Below are 17,735 nucleotides of genomic sequence, written 5' to 3' on the forward strand. Positions count from 1 at the left end.
TTTATTCGCCACCCGTCGTGACCGACACACTTTCTGAGTTCATCCACCAGCTGGACTCCGCCGGTGAGCTCGTCCGCATCACTCGGCCCGTGTCCGCGGAGCTCGAGCTGTGCGAGATCTCCGACCGCGTGATGAAGTCACCCAGCGGCGGCAAAGCGCTGCTCTTCGAGAACGTCACGCTCATGAACGGCGAACGGTCCGCGTTTCCCGTCGCCATCAACACGTTCGGATCGATGCGCCGCATGAGCATGTCGATGGGCGTCGACAACCTGGACGACATCGGCGCGCGCATCACCGAGCTGCTCGAGATGAAGGTGCCCGAAGGGCTGATCGGGAAGTTGTCCATGCTGCCGCGTCTGCTCGAGGTGGGAAAGTTTCCTCCGCGGATGCGGCGCGGCGATGCGCCCTGCCAGGAGGTGGTGTGGCGCGGCGACGAGGTGAATCTCGACAAGCTGCCGCTCATCAAGTGTTGGCCCGAGGACGGCGGCGCGTACATCACCTTCCCGATGGTGATCACGCGCGATCCCAAGCGCGGCATTCGAAACGTCGGCATGTATCGCATCATGCAGACGGGCAAGACCACGCTCGCGATGCACTGGCAGCGCCACAAGGTGGGCGCCGCGCATTGGCGCGAGATGGCCGAGCGTGGTGAGAAGATGCCGGTGTGCATCGCGCTTGGCGCCGATCCGCCGTCGATGTACACGGCGAGCGCGCCGCTGCCGCCCACAGTCGATGAGTTTCTATTCGCGGGCTTCCTACGCAACAAGCCGGTTTCGTTGACGAAAGCGATCACGTGCGATCTCGAGGTGCCTGCCGAGGCGGATTTCGTGCTCGAGGGTTATATCGATCCCGCGGAGGCGCTCGTCACCGAAGGACCGTTCGGCGATCACACGGGATTCTATTCGCTCGCGGATCTGTATCCGCAGGTGCACGTCACGGCGATCACGATGCGGCGAAATCCCATCATGCCCGCGACGATCGTCGGCCGGCCGCCGATGGAAGACTTCTATCTCGGCCACGCCACTGAGCGTATCTTCCTGCCGCTGCTCAAGCTCACGATTCCCGAGATCGTGGACTATCACATGCCGGCGGAAGGCATCTTTCACAATCTCGTATTCGTCTCCATCAAAAAGGAGTATCCGGGTCAGGCGTACAAGGTGATGAACGCGCTCTGGGGGCAGGGGTTGATGTCGCTCGCCAAGGTGCTCGTCATCGTCGACGCGTGGGTGAACGTGCGCGACCCGCAGGAAGCGTGGTGGGTGGCGCTCAACAACATCGATCCCGAGCGCGACGCGCGATTCACGATGGGCCCGATGGACGTGCTCGATCATTCGAGCCGCGCGTTCACGTATGGCTCGAAGATGGGATTGGACGCGACGAAGAAGCTTCCCGAAGAGGGCTTTACGCGCGAGTGGCCGGGCGTGATCGAGATGGATGCGGAGACGAAGGCACGCGTTGACGCGATGTGGAGCACGTTGGGTATCCCATGACTAACCGCCCATCGCCCATCGCCCACCGCCCATCGCGCGAAGGCCAGACCTTCGCGCACCGCGGCTCCCGACTCGTCACGTACGTCAACTTCGTGAAGCTGCCGCACACGCTGTTCGCGCTGCCGTTCGCGCTCGTCGGTGTCGTGCTCGCGTCCTATCACGCCCCGGTGACATGGAGCGGCATCGGCTGGATCGTCCTCGCGTTCACGTGCGCCCGCTTCGCCGCGATGGGCTTCAACCGCATCGTCGATCGCGAGATCGACGCGCGCAATCCGCGCACGCGCCAACGTGAGCTGCCGAGTGGCGCGCTGCGCGTCACGGAGGCGATCGCGGCGGTCAGTGTCGCGTCGCTGCTCTTCGTCTACGCGGCGTGGCGTCTCAATCCGCTCTGCGCGATGCTCTCTCCGCTCGCGCTGGCCTGGGTGATGTTCTACAGCTACACCAAGCGCTTCACGCGCTGGTGCCATCTCGTGCTCGGCGTCGGCATGTCGATCGCGCCGGTGGGCGGCTATCTGGCGATCACTGGCGCGTGGAGCACGCCATGGTGGATGCTCGTCGCGCTGGCGCTCGCGGTGGCGACGTGGGGTGGCGGCTTCGACGTGCTGTACGCATTGCAGGACGTGGAATTCGATCGCGGGCAAGGCCTCTATTCGCTGCCCTCGACTCTTGGCGAGCGGCGCGCGCTCCTGTTCGCGCGCGCGCTGCATCTGCTCACCGTGACGTGCCTGGCACTCGTCGGCGCGGCGACGTTCGCGTCGGCGTCCGGCGGATCGTATTACGCGATCGGCGTCGGCGTCACGGCGGCGCTGCTCGTTTACGAACACTCACTCGTGAAGCACGACGACTTCTCGCGCCTCGACGCGGCGTTTTTCACGATGAATGGCGTGATCAGCATCGTCTTCTTCGCGTGCGTGCTCGTCGAGCGGTTGGTGAACGCGACGCCCGCGCTCTACGCCGGGCACCTCCTCGCTCGATGAGTGACCGCGGCGCGGGCGACCGGCCGATCGTCGTCGCGATCACGGGCGCCTCGGGCGCGCCATACGCGGTGCGCCTGCTCGAAGGCCTGCTCCAGGCGAAGCGGTCGGTGCAGCTCATCATATCCGGTCACGGATTCCGCCTGCTGCGCACGGAAACCGATATCGATTCGATCGACGCATTGCGCGAGCGCGTGGGTGCGGCGGCCTGGGATCGGCATGTGCGGCTCTTCTCGGACGACGATCGCGGCGCCGCGCCGGCGTCCGGTTCCGCGCTCAACGCCGGCATGGTGATCTGTCCATGCTCGATGGGCACGCTATCCGCGATCGCGCAGGGATCGTCGCGATCGCTCATCGAGCGCGCCGCGGACGTCATGCTGAAGGAACGTCGTCCGCTGGTGCTGGTGCCGCGCGAGACGCCGCTGAGCGCGATACATCTCGAGAACATGCTCGCGGTCACGCGCGCGGGGGCCATCGTGATGCCGGCGGCGCCCGGGTTCTATCATCGCCCGGCAGAAATAGTTGACTTAGTCAACTTTATGGTTGCCAGAGTCATGGATCACCTGGGCGTGCCCAACCAGCTTGCTCGGCGCTGGGGCGGTGAGGCCGAGCTGGAGTGAGTGACGCCCATACGCACGTCATCGGGCTCATTTCCGACACGCACGGTCTGTTGCGGCCGGATGTGCACGCGGCGCTCGCCGGGGTCGAGCTGATTCTGCACGCGGGCGACGTTGGCGGGGACGACATTCTCGACGAGCTCGAGACAATCGCGCCGGTGCGCGCGGTGTACGGCAACACGGATCCGCCGGGACAACCGCGCCTCGAGACCGCGATCGACCTGGAGATCGGCGGCCTGCGCGTCCACGTGAGTCATGGGCACGAAGTCGGAAGTCCGACGCCGGCGAAGTTGTTAGAGCGCTATGATGCCGATGTGATCGTCTACGGTCACACGCACAAGCAGCTGGTGACGAACGAAGGCGGGCGGTGGGTGGTGAATCCGGGCGCCGCGGGCGCGCGGAGGTTCAATTTGCTGCCGAGTGTGGCGCGGATGACGATCGTGCAAGGCGAGGTGTCTATCTCGTTGATCGAGCTGTCATCCTGAGCGAAGGCCGCGTGTCATCCTGAGCGAAGCGAAGGGCCCCTGTCCGTCGCTGCGCCTCAGGATGACAACTACACTTCCTTGAAATGCGACACCGGGTAGAGATAATCCTCGCCCGAGTCATCGATGATCCGGTAGAACGACCCGCTGCCCTCGATCCCGAGCGATTCGTAGATCTTACCGAGCGTGAGATCATGGCAGCCGCCGGGCTCGTCGCATCCTGGATAGACGAGCCAGGGTTTCGTGCTCACGCATTTCAACAGAGTTGTCGCCTGCCAGGAAGTCGTCGCCATTGTCGTCCCCACGTGTCCCCGGAACATCGCGCGCCCGCCGCGCATTTGGACACTATCGCAGGAGGCGCGCCAACGGCGGCGGCCAGAGCCATCAAGATGCCACGGCGAGCGGCGATACAGCGCGAGCCGCGCTCGTCCGTTCGAGCTCGTTCGGAAAACGCCGGAACCACGACGACAACAGCAGCAGCTCGTCAATCTCGTGCGTTGGAATCTGGCCCGTGTCGCGCTCGACGGGTGTGAACACATCCTCGATCATCTGCATCAGCCGCGCGGCATCGTCAGGCGTCGTCGGACGCGGCGCCTCGGCGCGCACCCGGCCGCGGCGAATGAGATAGACGCGATCGTCGCCTTCGGCGCCGGGAACGGTGTACGCGAACGACAGCGTTTCCACCGCGAAGCGAAGACGGCCGAACTGCTGCTTGAGCGCCTCGAGACGCTTCAACTTGTCGCGCAATGCCGCGGCGCGCTCGAACTCGAGACGGTCGCTGGCTGCTTCCATCTCGCGGCGCAGATGCTCCATCGGACCATCGTTGGATCCGTCGAGGAAGGCGCGCGCCAGCGCAAGGCGTTCGTCGTACTGTTGCACGGTGCAACCGCCGACGCACGGGCCCAGACATTTTTTCACCTCGAAGCGAATGCAGCCGGGCGTGCGAGGCGTGATGTCGAAGAGCTCGGGTTGATCGGCGAAGTTCATGCGCTGGTCGATGGCGCAATCGCGCAGGCCGAGCACGTCGTTGAGCTCGCGGACGGATTCGTTCACACCCATCGCGCCCAGGAATGGCCCGTAATAAATCGCCGTGTCATCGTGTCCCGGGCCGCGTACGACGACGAACTTCGGCGCCGGCCCCTTCGTGAGCTTGATGAAGCAGTAGTTCCGCCCATCGCGCTTCATCGCCACGTTGAAGCGCGGACGGTACCTCTTGATCAGCCGCAACTCGCCAAGCAGCGCGGCGAACTCGCTCGGCGTGTACTCCCACTCGATGCGATCGGCGTCGCGGAGAATGCGGGCGCCTTTCTCTTCGGGGAACGCGCAGCGGAAGTAGCTGAGCAGTCGCGAGCGGAGGCGTTTCGATTTGCCGACGTACACGATCTCGCCGTCTGCGGCGATCATGCGGTAGACGCCCGGCTTGTCCGCGGCCGTCGACTTCACGTGCGTGCGCATGGCGGCGAGCTGCTCGTCCGACGTCGGCGGACGCAGCAGCGCTACCTTTGACAATGCGCGCATAACACGGTCATTCGTCCGTCGATGGCTTGAGTCCCGATGAGTCGGTGTCCACAGCGCGGGCAGGGGTCGTCCGCATGGCCGTACGCCGAGAGCTTTTCGACGAATCCGCCGCGTTGGCCGGTGGCGTCGCGATAGTCGCGAAAGCTCGTGCCGCGCAGCGCGATGGATTCCTCGAGCACGCCGACGATTGCGTCGCGAAGGGCGTGCGCTTCGGTTGAAGTGATGCGATTGGCGGCGCGCGAAGGGTCGATCCCCGCCCGCCAGAGTGATTCGTTCGCGTAGATGTTGCCGATCCCGGCCACGACGCGCTGGTCCATCAGCACCTTCTTCACGGCTTGCCGGCTGCCCCGAAGAAGTACCGATAGATGCTCTGCGGAAAAGGCGGGGTCAAGTGGCTCGACGCCAAGCGGCGCGGTGTAGGCGGCGAATCGTGTCGGGGACATCAGCGCGACGGTGCCGAGTCGTCGGATGTCGCGGTAGTGGAGAGAGCGGCCGTCGTCGAGAACGAGCTCGAGCGTGGAATAGCGGCGCTCCTGATCAGGAAGGGCGCCGGCGTCGATGAGCAACGCGCCGGTGAAGCGCGGCTGCACCACGATGCGCTCACCCGTCGAGAGATCCAGAATCACGAGCTTGGCTCGCCGCCACGCGCGCGTAATCGTCGTTCCACTCACGCGACGCTGAAATGCGAGCGGCCCGACTTCGCGCAGGACGTCGCCGCGCGTCACGATGACGGTGTTGACGCGGCGCCCCGCGATCTCGCGATCGAGATCGCGCGCGATGGTCTCGGTCTCAGGTAGCTCCGGCACCCTTCATCGCGCTGCTCGTGCGCGCCAGTTCCCGCCACGCGATGTCGCTGCGATGCTGCTTGCCGTCGAAGCGCACGGTATCCGCGAAGCGCTGACTTCTGGTCTGCGCTTCCTCGATCGTGTCGCCCAGCCCCGTGACGGCAAGGACGCGTCCGCCCGCCGTAACGAGACGGCCGTCGCGACCGCGCTTTGTGCCGGCGTGGAACACGAGCACGTTGGTCGGCGCGTCAGGAATCTCGATCGCATCGCCCGTCCGCGGCTTCTCGGGATATCCGCTCGCGGCGAGCACCGTCGTCACAGCGGCGCCGCGCCACGCCAGTACGCTGTCGGCCCCGAGTGATTCACCGCATGCAACGCGCTGCATCAACGCGCCGACTGAACCCGCAATCACGGGCATGACGACTTGTGTCTCGGGGTCGCCGAAGCGGCAGTTGAATTCCACAACCCTGGGGCCGTCCGCCGTCAACATCAGTCCGACGTACAACAAACCGGTGAAGGGCGTTCCACGGCTTTGCATTGCTCGAAGTGTCGGTTGGACGACACGCGACCGCACGTCGGAAAACAGCGCTGCGTTCTGCGGGACCATCGACACCGGCGAGTATGCGCCCATGCCGCCGGTGTTGGGGCCTCGGTCGCCGTCGAGCAGTCGCTTGTGGTCCTGCGCCGGCGGGAGCGCGACCGTGAATTCGCCATCCGTGATGAAGAACATGGAAAGCTCTTCGCCTTCCATGAATTCTTCGATGAGTACGGTATTACCCGCGTCGCCAAAGATGTTGTCGCTCATCATCGCGGTGGCCGCGCGCTGGGCTTCGTCGGTCGTCGCGCAAATGATGACGCCTTTCCCCGCGGCGAGGCCCGACGCCTTCACGACGAGCGGCGCGCCGATCTCGGCGATCGCGCGCTCGGCGTCATGGAGCGTCTCGCACGTGGTCGCGTGCGCGGTCGGAACGCCGGCTTCGATCATTACAGATTTCGAAAACGCCTTGGAGGTCTCGAGCATCGCGGCGGCCTGTGTCGGGCCGAACACGGCGAGGCCCTCGGCGCGAAAGCGGTCGGCGATGCCGGCGGCAAGCGGCGCTTCCGGGCCCACGAGGGTCCATGCGACATGTTCGTCGCGCGCGAGTGCGACGAGGGCTTCGACCTCAGTGGCGCCGATTGGAACGCATTTGCCGAGCTGCGCGATGCCCGGATTGCCGGGCGCGGCGAGGATCTCGTATCGACCTTCGTGCAGCAGGCGCCAGGCCAGCGCGTGTTCACGCCCGCCGCCGCCGACGATCAGTACCTTTACCGTTTGCGCCAAGCCGAGCTCACCGCATCACGCGCCTTGCTGATGCTGTCCTTGAACGTGTTCATCGTCTCGCGCGTCTTTTCGCCGTAATAGCCGGCGGCGTCGGCGAAATCTTCCGACAGCGGTTGATCGTGATCGTTCTGGCCGCGGCGCAGGTAGTCGCCGGAGAGAATCTTGTCGTAGCCGCCGGCGCGATGCCAGCGCATGAGCTCCGCGGCGCGCACCGTGTGCATGGGGTGCGTGCGCATGACGGTGTTCATGATCTTGAGCACCGTGTCCCACGCATCGCCGCCGGTCTCGTATTGCTCGGCCTGGCGAATGAACTCTTCGACGCGCAGGGTGTCGCCGAACTCGCGCCCGCCGGCGAGCTTCATCTCCGTGCTCATCACCGTGTTCAGGTCCTGCACGGTCAGCAATCCGGCGCGGTCGGCGGAGAATTCGCTCTTCCGATACCACTCGAGCAGCGCGAGCTGGAAGGGCAGGATGGCGACCGCGGCGAGGAACGGCAGGTTGCTGACGCCGAAGTAGAGCAGAATGATCGCGATCGTCGTGTACGTCGGATGTCCGCTCATGATGTGCCCGAGCTCGTGGCCGAGGACGGCGCGCAGCTCCTCGTCGGTGAGCGTCTCGAGCATTCCTGAATTCACGACTACGAACGGCTTCTCGAAGCCGACCGCCATGGCGTTCACGATCGGCGTCTGGGTAACGTAGAGCTCCGGGCGCTCGGGCCAATCCAGGGTCTCGAGCACTTCCGTCCACATCGCGTTCAGCTTCGGCCGCTGCCCCGCCGTGACCTTGACCGCGTCGCCCAGAAAGAGCTGCCGAACGCCGCGCTCGCCGAAGAACGACGCCACTTTGCGCACGACTTCATCGAAGCCGGGGATCGCGCGCAGGGTGTTGAGCGCCGCGCGGTCGGCGGGGTGCTCCCAGGCGCGGGACGAGATCTGGACGAGTTGAGTTCTGGGCATCGGGAATCCCGGCTGGTGTCATTCCGAGCGAAGCGACGAATCTGGCGTCATGATAGAGGGGCCTGACAGGAGAAACCAGCCGCTCTACCCAGACGAAAGATCCCTCGTCGCTTCGCTCCTCGGGATGACACTACGTGCTGCCCGCGCCGATAGTGTCGCGCGATTTTCTCCCGGCGCCCGTTTGGCGACTCGCGGTTCCCGGCAGCCCTTCGAACGCCTGCTCCAGATCCGCGAGCAGATCGGGTGTATCCTCGACCCCGCACGAGAGCCGGATCAAGCCGTCGGAGAGCCCCATCGCGGCACGTCGCTCGGGCGGCACCGACGCGTGCGTCATTCCCGCCGGCTGGCTGATCAGGGACTCGACGCCACCCAGTGATTCCGCCAGCGCGAACACTCTTACGCGATCGAGCACGTGCGCGGCGCGCTCGCGCGTGCCCAGCTCCACGCTGATCATGCCGCCGAACCCCGACATCTGTCGCTTGGCCAGCTCGTACTGCGGATGCGACGGGAGGCCGATGTAGAACACGTTTTCGTCGCCGACGGTGTGCGCCAGCCACTTCGCGATCTCGCGGCCGTTCACGTCGTGCTGCCGCATGCGAAGGTGCAGCGTCTTGGTGCCGCGCAGCGCGAGCCAGGCATCGAACGGACCAGCGACCGCGCCGGCGGCGTTGTGGATGAACTGCAGGCGGGCCGCGAGATCGTCGTCGCGCACGACGGCGCAACCGCCGATCATGTCGCTGTGGCCGTTCAGGTACTTTGTCGTCGAGTGGAAGACGATGTCGGCGCCCAGATCGAGCGGGCGCTGGAAATACGGCGAGGCGAAGGTGTTGTCGACGATGAGGAGCGCCTCCTGATCGTGCGCGATCTGGGCGGCGGCCGCGATGTCGGTGAGGCGCATCAGCGGATTGCTGGGCGTTTCCACCAGCACCGCGCGCGTCGTCGGCGTCATCGCATCGGCGATGCGCTGCGGATCGCGCGTATCCACGTAGCTGAACGACAGCCCCATGTGCTGCAGAATCTTGTCGAACAGGCGGAACGTGCCGCCGTACACGTTCTCGGCGCAAACGATGTGATCGCCTGCCCGAAACAGTTTCATGATGGAATCGATGGCGCCCATACCACTCGAAAACGCAAACCCATGGCGGCCGTTCTCGAGCGCCGCGATGTTTCGCTCGAACGCTTCGCGGGTGGGATTCTTGCCCCGCGCGTATTCGTATCCTTTGTTTTGGCCGAGGGCATCCTGGACGTACGTCGACGTGAGGTACACGGGCGTCATGATCGCGCCCGCAAGCGGCTCGGGCCGCTGGCCGGCGTGAATGGCGCGGGTGCCAAAACCAGGCACGAGATCGTCATCAAAAACACGGGTCATGCCGATACTCTGCTTGCTTGGGGTATGTGGAAATTAACCCCACTCGACCCCTGGCTGTAACCGAACCGAACGTCATGAACGCTTCCGCTTCGAGCATCACCGCTGCCGGTTCGGCCGCCGAATCAGGCGCGGCGTTGCCGTATTGCCTCATCGTCGACGACGAGCCGCGACTTCGCCAGGTGATGGTGCACCTGATGCGCAGCGACGGCTTCCAGTGCGTCGAGGCCGGCAACGGCGTCGAGGCGCTCGAGCAGCTGGAGAAGTATCCGGCCATCCTCGTGCTCAGCGATCTGCGCATGCCGAAGATGGACGGCTTCGCGCTGCTGAGAGAAATCCGCTCGCGCTTTCCGGATGTCGCCGTGGTCATGATCACCGCGGTGGCTGACGTCGAGATCGCCGTGAACTGTCTGGCAATCGGCGCGGCCGACTACGTCATCAAGCCGTACCAGCTCGAGGACGTCCGCGCCCGCGTGGCGCAGGCGCTCGAGAAGCGGCGCATGGTGCTCGAGCTCCGGGCATATCGCGAGAGCCTCGAGGAGCGCGTCGCCGTGCAGGCGCGGCGCCTCGAGGAGCTCTTCCTGGCGAGCGTACAGTCGCTCGCCGAGGCCCTGGAATTAAAGGATCCTTATACGCGCGGCCACTCGATCCGGGTGAGCCAGTACTCGAGCATCATCGCGCAGACGATGGGCTTGGACGGTGAGATGCTGCGCCAGATCGAGCTCGGCGGCCACGTGCACGACATCGGCAAGATCGGCGTGCGCGAGTCGGTGCTGAACAAGGCGGATCGTCTGACGCCCGAAGAGTATCAGCACATCATGACACATCCGGTGCTCGGCTGGCGCATTCTCGCGCCGCTCCTGGGCGACACGCCGAACGCGCTGAACATCGTGCGTTCGCATCACGAGCGCTACGACGGCCGGGGCGTGCCCGACGGGTTGAGCACGGACGAGATTCCGCTCGAGGCGCGCATTGCCGCGGCCGCTGACGCCCTGGACGCGATGACGAGCGATCGCCCGTACCGCGCGAGCGAGATGTCGCTCGAGATGGCCGTGGAGGAGATTCGCCGCTGCAGCCGTACGCAGTTCGATCCGGCGGTGGTCGACGCCGTGGTGAGCGCGGCCGAGCGCGGCGAGCTGCAACTGCTGCCGCGGACGGCGACGTATCCCGTCCCGAATCGTGCGTAACACGGCGGAGCGCGAGTGAGATGATCACGCTGGACCAGGGCGGACGCGGTCGGGCGACGACGCGCATCATTCCGGCGCCGCCATCCATCGGTGCGATCGCCGAGCTCCTCTGGATTGACTCGACGCGCCATGACGTCGGAGCGACGCACCACTGGACAGTCGTGGCCGACGATGCTCCGCATCTCATTTATAGTTTGCTCAATGACGGACGGGGTGATCGTCACCGGTTGGTGGTGGTCGGCGCACGGCGGGTACACGCCCGGATCCACCTGGGCGGCCGGCAACTGACCGTCGGTGTTCGTCTTCGGCCTGGCTCGTTGCCGGCACTCTTTGGCGTTGACGCGTCGAGCCTCACGGATCGCGCGACACCGTTCGACTCGATGGTTCCCCCTGCGGAGCGTGGGGCGGCGGAACGGTTCCACGGGCGGTCGCCGGAACAGATCGCGCACGAGCTGGCGAGAGTGATCGCGCGGCTCGCCGGACACGGACGCCCACTCGATCATCGCGCACGCTTGCTCGAGACCTTGGCGCGGCAGCAGTCCGGAGACGTTCGCGCGATCGCGACACAGTTCCGCATGAGCGACCGCGGCCTGAGGGCATGGAGCTCGGCGCACGTCGGGATCGGCGTGCGTCGCATTCTGCGCATCCGCCGTGTTCATGCCGCGCTCGAGATTCGCCTGGCGCAGCCGCGGTCGACATGGAGCACGATCGCCGCACGAACGGGATTCGCGGATCACTCGCATCTCGTGCGCGACTGCACCGCGCTCGTCGGCGAGAGTCCGTCGGCGTTTCTCGCGCGGGGTTGACGACCTTCCGTTTCGTTCAATCGCACCGATCGCCAAATGCGTAACGTCCGATCATCTCTTCGAGGGTGATCGAGGCATGCGAATCTCACAGCGTTCGATCGTATCGCGCGCCGAGCGTGTGACGCGTTTCGCGATCGTGGCGGCGCTCATCGGGCTCGGCGCGTGCGCGGTGCGGCGCGCGCGGGGGCTGACCGGATCCTCGGTTGCACGCGTCACGATGCCCGACCCCCTGTTCGATTTTCGGGTGAATCCGTGGGTCAACCTTCACCACTTTCTCTATGAAGCGGCGCGCGGGCGACGCGGATTGGACTCCGGCCGCGAGGGACCTCGCCGCGCTGCGGCCGACACGGCCGGCATTGGATCGCTAACCGCTCGCGAGCGTGGAGCGTGGGATCGTGCGCTCAACTACTACGACCGGACATTCGCCCAGCGCGACATCCTCTTCGATACGACACTCGTTGCGATCACGGATCGCCTGTCCGATCTCGGTGCGTCGTCGCCGCTTGCCGACGCGCGTCTGGATTCAGAGCTCACGTCGGTGCTTGCCGAGGCGATGCCGGTGTATCGCGTCCTGTGGTGGCCGCGTCATCGCGCGGCAGACTCGGCGTGGATTGCGTCAGTGCGCCCATACCTCGCGCGATATGGCAACGCCGCCGCGGCGCGCGAGGCACGCGCGTTCGCTACGAGCTGGCCGGATGCGCCAGTCCGCGTCGACGTCTCCGAGTACACCAGTTGGGCCGGCGCGTACACTACGACTCAGCCGAGCCGGATCAACATGGGAGCCTTCGATCCCATGGCGTACGGTGCGGCAGGGTTGAAGACGCTCTTTCACGAAGTTCTTCACACGATGGACGACACGTTGTTCGCGCACTTTCAAGCCCAGGCGCGTGCCGAGAGGAAACGAATGCGACGCGATCCCACGCACGTGTTCATCTTCTATACCGCGGGGGAGACCGTGGCGGCGCTGATCCCCGGCTACATCCCGTTCGGCGAGCGCACCGGTTTCTGGAAGCGCACCAACGACATGGACGGCATGCGGCCCTTGCTCGCGCGGTATTGGCAACCGTGGCTGGATGGCCGCGGGACGTTCGACGCCGCGTTGCGGGCCATCGCGGCCAAGATGTGATATTATAAAATGATAATTATAAAACTCGTACAAACGTCGGTTGCCTGTACAGGCTGAGCCGCTCGGAGCACCACTGGCGCACGGCCATTTCGGTCACCGAGCCGCGCACCTCGAGGGTGATCTCCGGCTCGCGGTCCTCATCCGTGGGCGTCGCAGTTGCGATCGCCGCATCGACACCGGCCAGCTCGCGAACGGCGCGCTCGATCTCCGCCGGATAGATGTTGAAGCCGTTGCGAGTGAACATCGGCTTGATGACGCCTTCAAATGTCACCGTGCCGTCGGCATTCATGCGGCCGCGATCGCCCGTGTGCAGCCAGCCGTCCTGCACGAAGAGGCCGGCGTCGCCATGCGAGACGTAGCCCGAAAAGAGGTTGTCACCGCGCACGCAGATCTCGCCGTCGTCGATGCGAACGTCGACGCCTGGGAACGGGCGCCCAAGCGTTCCGCGCGCGTTGGGCCGATCGACGGCGTTGAAGAGGCACACGGGACCTGCTTCCGTGAGACCGTAGCCCTGCCGAAGCTCGACCTCCGTAGCGTTGGACCAGCGCTCCTGCAACGACGTCGAGAGCGGCGAGCCGCCGCAGATGGCTAGGCGGAGCGCGCCCGCGCCGCGGCCAAGACGCTCGAGCGCCGCGAGCAGCGCGCGAAAGACGGCGGGAACGCCGATGACGGCCGTGATCTCGCCCGCCGCGATGCGTTCGGCGGCGCGGCCCGGATTGAATCGCGGCATCGTGATGACGCGAGCGCCGGCGAGCAGCGGAGCGTTCGCGGAAACAGTCAGACCGAACAGGTGCGAGAATGGCAAGAGCGCCAACGCCACGTCGGCGTCGGTGAGTTCCCCGGCAACGATCGTCGCGCGCGCATTCGACAACAGGCTGCGGTGCGAGAGAATGGCGCCGAGTGGCGTGCCGCGCATCGCGGAGGTGTAGACGATCGCGGCTTCGTCGTCGCTGCCCGCGACGTCGGTATCGCCTTCGATGGCCAATCCCTGATGCGAGCCGAGATCGATGGTTCGCTGGACGTCGGGTGACGAGAACGTGGCGCTGCGCGGCGCATCGTCGAGCAACACGCGCGGAAGGTTCGGTGGCAGCAGCGGCGCGAGCGCGGCGTTCGTGAAGACGGCGCCGACGTTCGCGTCGTCGACGCAGTGCGCCGCTTCGTGTCGCGAGGCGAGCGGATTGATGAGCACCGCGCCGCGGCCTTCGGACGCGGCGAGCGCCACAAAAAACGCGGGCGTCGTGGGGAGGAGAATGGCACTTCGCTTGGCCGTCAACGCGCGCACGAGTGGCGCGCTTCGCTGCAGCAGCGTGACGCCTGCGGCGACGAGTTGTTGCGCGTCGAATTCGTCAATGCGGCCGCCGTGCGCGGCGATTGCGAGGGGGAGGAGAGAAAACGGGTCCGGCATGGGGACAAAAGTAGCTGTGTCATCCCGAGCGGAGGCGCGTAGCGCGCCCTCTTTTCGTCATCCCGAGCGGAGGCGCGTAGCGCCGGAGTCGAGGGATCCCCTTCTCAGCGGTGCGCTGCGCATGGCTCCTCCGTCGGGACGGGGGTCCCTCGACTTGCTCGCTGCGCTCGCTCGCTCGGGATGACGGAGGGCGCTCATGCTCGCTGCGCTCGCTCGCTCGGGATGACAGAGAGCGCTCACGCTCGCTGCGCTCGCTCGCTCGGGATGACGGCTGCCTCACACCGTTAGCTTTCCCTCACAACTCTGGAGGCTGGATGGCGAACGATGGGCTGATGGTGAGTGTGTCGGGTATTCGTGGGCGCGTCGGCGCGGGGCTGTCGCCCGAAGTCGTCGCGCGATACGCCTCGGCGTTCGGCGCCTGGGCGTCGCGACGCGGGCACGGCAACAATGTCGTCGTCGGGCGCGACAGTCGTGTCTCGGGGCCGATGTTTCACGCCGTCGTCTTGTCGTCGCTACAGTCGGTGGGCTGCAACGTGATCGACATCGGCCTTACGACGACCCCGACCTGCCAACTCGCCGTCGAACACCATCACGCCGCGGGTGGACTCATGATCTCCGCGAGCCACAACCCGATCGAATGGAACGCGCTCAAGTTCATCGGGCCGTCGGGATTGTTTCTCGAAGCCGCGGAAGGCACGGAGATGCGCGCGACGATCGAGCGCGGCGTACCCTTCGCGACGTGGGAGACGCTCGGTCGTGTGGAGCGCGACGATCGTGCGATTCAGCGACACCTGGAACGTGTCCTATCGATACCGTACATCGACGTCGAGGGGATTCGTCGCCGCAAATTTCACGTTGCGCTCGACTGTGTGCGCGGCGCCGGCGCCGCCATCATGCCCGAACTGCTCGAGCGGCTTGGCTGTACCGTCACCGCGATCAACACGGAGACCGACGGCCGATTTCCGCGTCCACCGGAGCCGATCGCGGAAAACCTCGGCGAGTTGGAACGGCTCGTGCTCGAGTCCGGCGCGGCGATCGGGTTTGCCGTCGATCCAGACGTCGATCGCCTGGCGCTCGTGTCGGACGCCGGCAAGGCGATCGGCGAGGATTTCACGCTGGCGCTCGCCGCGCGGCTGGTGCTCAAGCATCGTTCGGGCGCGGTCGTGACGAACCTCTCGACGAGTCGCGTCGTCGAGGACGTGGCGGTGGCGGCGAACGTGCGGGTCATTCGCGCGCCGGTGGGCGAAGTGAACGTCGCCGTACGGATGCGCGACGAACACGCGCCGATCGGCGGTGAAGGCAACGGGGGCGTCATTCTGTCGGAGGTCCATCTCGGCCGCGATGCGCCGATCGGGGCGGCCCTCCTGCTGCAACTGCTGCACGAAGAGAACAAGCCGTTGTCGCAGATCGTGTCGGAGTTGCCGCGCTATGTGATCGTGAAAGACAAGCTCGACCGTCCCGACGCAAGCCTGGACACGGTGTACGCAGCGCTGCGGAAAGCGTTCTCCGACGCCTCCGCGGACACGCAAGACGGGTTGCGCCTGTCGTGGCCGGACCGCTGGGTGCACGTGCGGCCCTCCGGAACGGAACCAATCGTGCGAGTAATAGCCGAAGCACCGACCAACGAAGCCGCGCTGGAACTGGTTCGCCGCTCACGCGAACCGCTCGACGCTCTGAGCGCCTAAGATCGCCCAGGAGCGCCTGGGAGCGCCTGGGAGCGCGGTACACCCGAAGAAGGAACTCACGCTATGTGTGGAATCGTCGGATACGTCGGATCCAAGAACTCGACGCCGATGTTGATCGAGGGCCTCAAGCGCCTGGAGTACCGCGGCTATGACTCGGCGGGCATCGCCTTGAGCAATGGTCACGGGCTCGAGACGCGGAAAGCCAAGGGCAAGATCTCGATGCTCGAGAGCCTCGTGAATGGCAGCCCCATCCATGGGTCGGTCGGCATCGCGCACACGCGATGGGCGACACACGGCGCGCCGAACGAATGCAACGCGCATCCCCACACGGACTGCAAGAACGAGATCGCGGTGGTGCACAACGGCATCATCGAGAACTACGGTGCGCTGCGGAAAATGCTCCAGAAGCAGGGCCACACCTTCAAGTCCGAGACGGACACGGAAGTGCTGGCGCATCTCATCGAGGCGGCGATGGACGGCGATCCGCTCGAGGACGCGGTCATCGATGCGTTGAACCTCGTCGAGGGGACGTACGGCATCGCCGTGATCTCGAGCAAGGATCCGAACAAGATCGTCTGCGCGCGCAGGGGGAGTCCGCTGCTCATCGGCCTTGGCGAGAACGAGTTCTACGTGGCGAGCGACGTGGCGGCGATTCTGCAGCACACCCGCCAGGTCGTGTATCTCGACGACGGCGAGATGGGCATCCTCACGAAGAACGGCTACGAGGTGCTCGATCTCAACGCCCGGCGAATCAAGAAGGGCGTCAGCCGCATCGACTGGTCGCTCGACGAGATCGAGAAGGGCGGATTCGATCACTTCATGCTCAAGGAAATCTTCGAGCAGCCCGAAACCATCCAGAGCACCATGCGCGGCCGCCTCGTCATCGACGAAGGCTTCTCGAAGCTCGGCGGATTGAATCTGACGCGCGAGGAGCTGCTGGCGATCGATCAGATCGTCATCACCGCGTGCGGCACGAGCTGGCATTCGGGGTTGATCGGCGAGATGTACGTCGAGGAGCTGGCGCGCATTCGCTGCGAGGTCGAGTACGCGTCGGAATTCCGCTACAAGAATCCCATTGTCAGCGACAAGACGCTTGCCGTCGTGATCTCACAGTCCGGCGAGACGGCGGATACGCTCGCGGCGATGCGCGAAGCCAAGCGGCGGGGCGCCAAGACGCTGGGACTCGTCAACGTCGTCGGCTCGACGATCGCCCGCGAAGACGACGGCGGCATCTATCTGCATGCCGGTCCGGAAATCGGCGTGGCGTCCACGAAGGCGTTCACGAGCCAGGTGATCGCGCTGGCGCTGCTGACGCTCAAGCTGGCGCGGTTGCGCACGATGTCGGTGGTCAAGGGCAAGGAAGTCGCCGAGGCGATGCTGGCGCTGCCGGGGAAGATTCAAACGATTCTCGATACGGCGGCCGAGATCGAGCGCATCGCCGAAGAATTCAAGAACGCGTCGAACTTCCTGTATCTCGGCCGCGGGTACAATTTCCCCGTCGCGCTCGAGGGCGCGCTCAAGCTCAAGGAGATCAGCTACATCCATGCCGAGGGGTACCCGGCGGCGGAGATGAAGCATGGTCCGATCGCGTTGATCGACTCCGAGATGCCGGTGGTCTTCATCGCGCCGCACGACGCGGTGTTCGACAAGGTCGTGTCGAACATTCAGGAAGTGAAAGCGCGCGGTGGAAAAGTCATCTGCATCACGAGCCAGGACGAGCCGGTGCTCGAAGGCATGATCGATCACGAGATCCGCGTCCCGCAGACGATCGACATGCTGTATCCCGTTCTGACCGTGATCCCGCTGCAGCTGTTGGCGTACTACATCGCGGTGAAGCGCGGGTTGAACGTGGATCAGCCGAGGAATCTGGCGAAGTCGGTGACGGTCGAATAGGGCGTATGGGCGTATGGGCGTATGGGCGTATGGGCGTATGGGCGGAACGGCAAAGGGCGACGGATTTATCTCCGTCGCCTTTTGATTTTCACGCCCAACGCCCAACGCCCAACGCCCAACGCCC

The 17,735-nt window shown here is 65.4% G+C and carries 16 protein-coding genes; 9 read left to right on the plus strand and 7 right to left on the minus strand.

From position 1 onward, the window contains the following. The first annotated feature begins 17 nt into the window (after positions 1-17). The 4 genes from VN706_23210 to VN706_23225 are packed head-to-tail and all read left to right on the plus strand — an operon-like array spanning position 18 to position 3,566. Complete coding sequence (locus VN706_23210) at positions 18-1,490, plus strand: menaquinone biosynthesis decarboxylase (protein ID HXT18556.1); 1,473 nt, start codon at positions 18-20, stop codon at positions 1,488-1,490. After that, entirely contained in the window at positions 1,487-2,467 is a 981-nt protein-coding gene (locus tag VN706_23215; protein ID HXT18557.1) for a UbiA-like polyprenyltransferase, read from the plus strand. The genes VN706_23210 and VN706_23215 overlap by 4 nt, the downstream gene beginning before the upstream one ends. Next, positions 2,464-3,084 carry a flavin prenyltransferase UbiX gene (locus VN706_23220; protein HXT18558.1) on the plus strand — a complete coding sequence of 207 codons (621 nt, stop codon included), beginning with the start codon at positions 2,464-2,466 and terminating at the stop codon, positions 3,082-3,084. The genes VN706_23215 and VN706_23220 overlap by 4 nt, the downstream gene beginning before the upstream one ends. Continuing rightward, complete coding sequence (locus VN706_23225; protein ID HXT18559.1) at positions 3,081-3,566, plus strand: metallophosphoesterase family protein; 486 nt, start codon at positions 3,081-3,083, stop codon at positions 3,564-3,566. Before VN706_23220 ends, VN706_23225 begins: the two co-directional genes overlap by 4 nt. A gap of 68 nt (positions 3,567-3,634) precedes the next feature. On the opposite strand, the gene VN706_23230 is transcribed toward VN706_23225, so the two are convergent. The 6 genes from VN706_23230 to VN706_23255 form a co-directional block, all read right to left on the minus strand. Next, complete coding sequence (locus VN706_23230) at positions 3,635-3,814, minus strand: hypothetical protein (GenBank protein HXT18560.1); 180 nt, start codon at positions 3,812-3,814, stop codon at positions 3,635-3,637. A 133-nt stretch (positions 3,815-3,947) separates the two neighbouring features. Continuing rightward, positions 3,948-5,081 (minus strand): UvrB/UvrC motif-containing protein, encoded by a 1,134-nt coding sequence (locus VN706_23235; GenBank protein ID HXT18561.1) that lies wholly within the window; start codon positions 5,079-5,081, stop codon positions 3,948-3,950. Next, positions 5,060-5,887 (minus strand): bifunctional DNA-formamidopyrimidine glycosylase/DNA-(apurinic or apyrimidinic site) lyase, encoded by an 828-nt coding sequence (gene mutM / locus VN706_23240; protein ID HXT18562.1) that lies wholly within the window; start codon positions 5,885-5,887, stop codon positions 5,060-5,062. Before mutM ends, VN706_23235 begins: the two co-directional genes overlap by 22 nt. Beyond that, positions 5,871-7,187: a phosphoribosylamine--glycine ligase gene (gene purD / locus VN706_23245; protein HXT18563.1), complete on the minus strand. Its 1,317-nt coding sequence runs from the start codon at positions 7,185-7,187 to the stop codon at positions 5,871-5,873. The genes mutM and purD overlap by 17 nt, the downstream gene beginning before the upstream one ends. Continuing rightward, a complete protein-coding gene (locus tag VN706_23250) occupies positions 7,172-8,143 on the minus strand; it encodes a M48 family metallopeptidase (GenBank protein ID HXT18564.1) in 972 nt (323 codons plus the stop codon). Before VN706_23250 ends, purD begins: the two co-directional genes overlap by 16 nt. A 130-nt stretch (positions 8,144-8,273) precedes the next feature. Further along, on the minus strand, positions 8,274-9,512 hold the full coding sequence (locus tag VN706_23255; GenBank protein ID HXT18565.1) for a PLP-dependent aspartate aminotransferase family protein: 1,239 nt from the start codon (positions 9,510-9,512) through the stop codon (positions 8,274-8,276). A gap of 74 nt (positions 9,513-9,586) precedes the next feature. On the opposite strand from VN706_23255, the gene VN706_23260 reads away from it, so the two are divergent. The 3 genes from VN706_23260 (at position 9,587) to VN706_23270 (ending at position 12,628) form a co-directional block, all read left to right on the plus strand. Beyond that, positions 9,587-10,696, plus strand: a complete 1,110-nt coding sequence (locus VN706_23260) for an HD domain-containing phosphohydrolase (protein ID HXT18566.1) — start codon at positions 9,587-9,589, stop codon at positions 10,694-10,696. A gap of 20 nt (positions 10,697-10,716) precedes the next feature. Further along, entirely contained in the window at positions 10,717-11,502 is a 786-nt protein-coding gene (locus tag VN706_23265) for a helix-turn-helix domain-containing protein (GenBank protein HXT18567.1), read from the plus strand. Positions 11,503-11,578: 76 nt separating this feature from the next. Then, entirely contained in the window at positions 11,579-12,628 is a 1,050-nt protein-coding gene (locus tag VN706_23270; GenBank protein ID HXT18568.1) for a hypothetical protein, read from the plus strand. Between the two features lie 16 nt (positions 12,629-12,644). On the opposite strand, the gene VN706_23275 is transcribed toward VN706_23270, so the two are convergent. After that, positions 12,645-14,033 carry an AMP-binding protein gene (locus tag VN706_23275; protein HXT18569.1) on the minus strand — a complete coding sequence of 463 codons (1,389 nt, stop codon included), beginning with the start codon at positions 14,031-14,033 and terminating at the stop codon, positions 12,645-12,647. 314 nt (positions 14,034-14,347) lie between these two features. Between VN706_23275 and glmM the strand changes: the two genes are divergently transcribed. After that, positions 14,348-15,718 (plus strand): phosphoglucosamine mutase, encoded by a 1,371-nt coding sequence (gene glmM, locus VN706_23280; protein ID HXT18570.1) that lies wholly within the window; start codon positions 14,348-14,350, stop codon positions 15,716-15,718. A gap of 63 nt (positions 15,719-15,781) precedes the next feature. Then, positions 15,782-17,611: a glutamine--fructose-6-phosphate transaminase (isomerizing) gene (gene glmS, locus VN706_23285; GenBank protein ID HXT18571.1), complete on the plus strand. Its 1,830-nt coding sequence runs from the start codon at positions 15,782-15,784 to the stop codon at positions 17,609-17,611. Positions 17,612-17,735 lie beyond the last annotated feature (124 nt).

This window comes from Gemmatimonadaceae bacterium (assembly GCA_035606695.1).
Classification (GTDB): Bacteria; Gemmatimonadota; Gemmatimonadetes; order Gemmatimonadales; family Gemmatimonadaceae; genus JAQBQB01.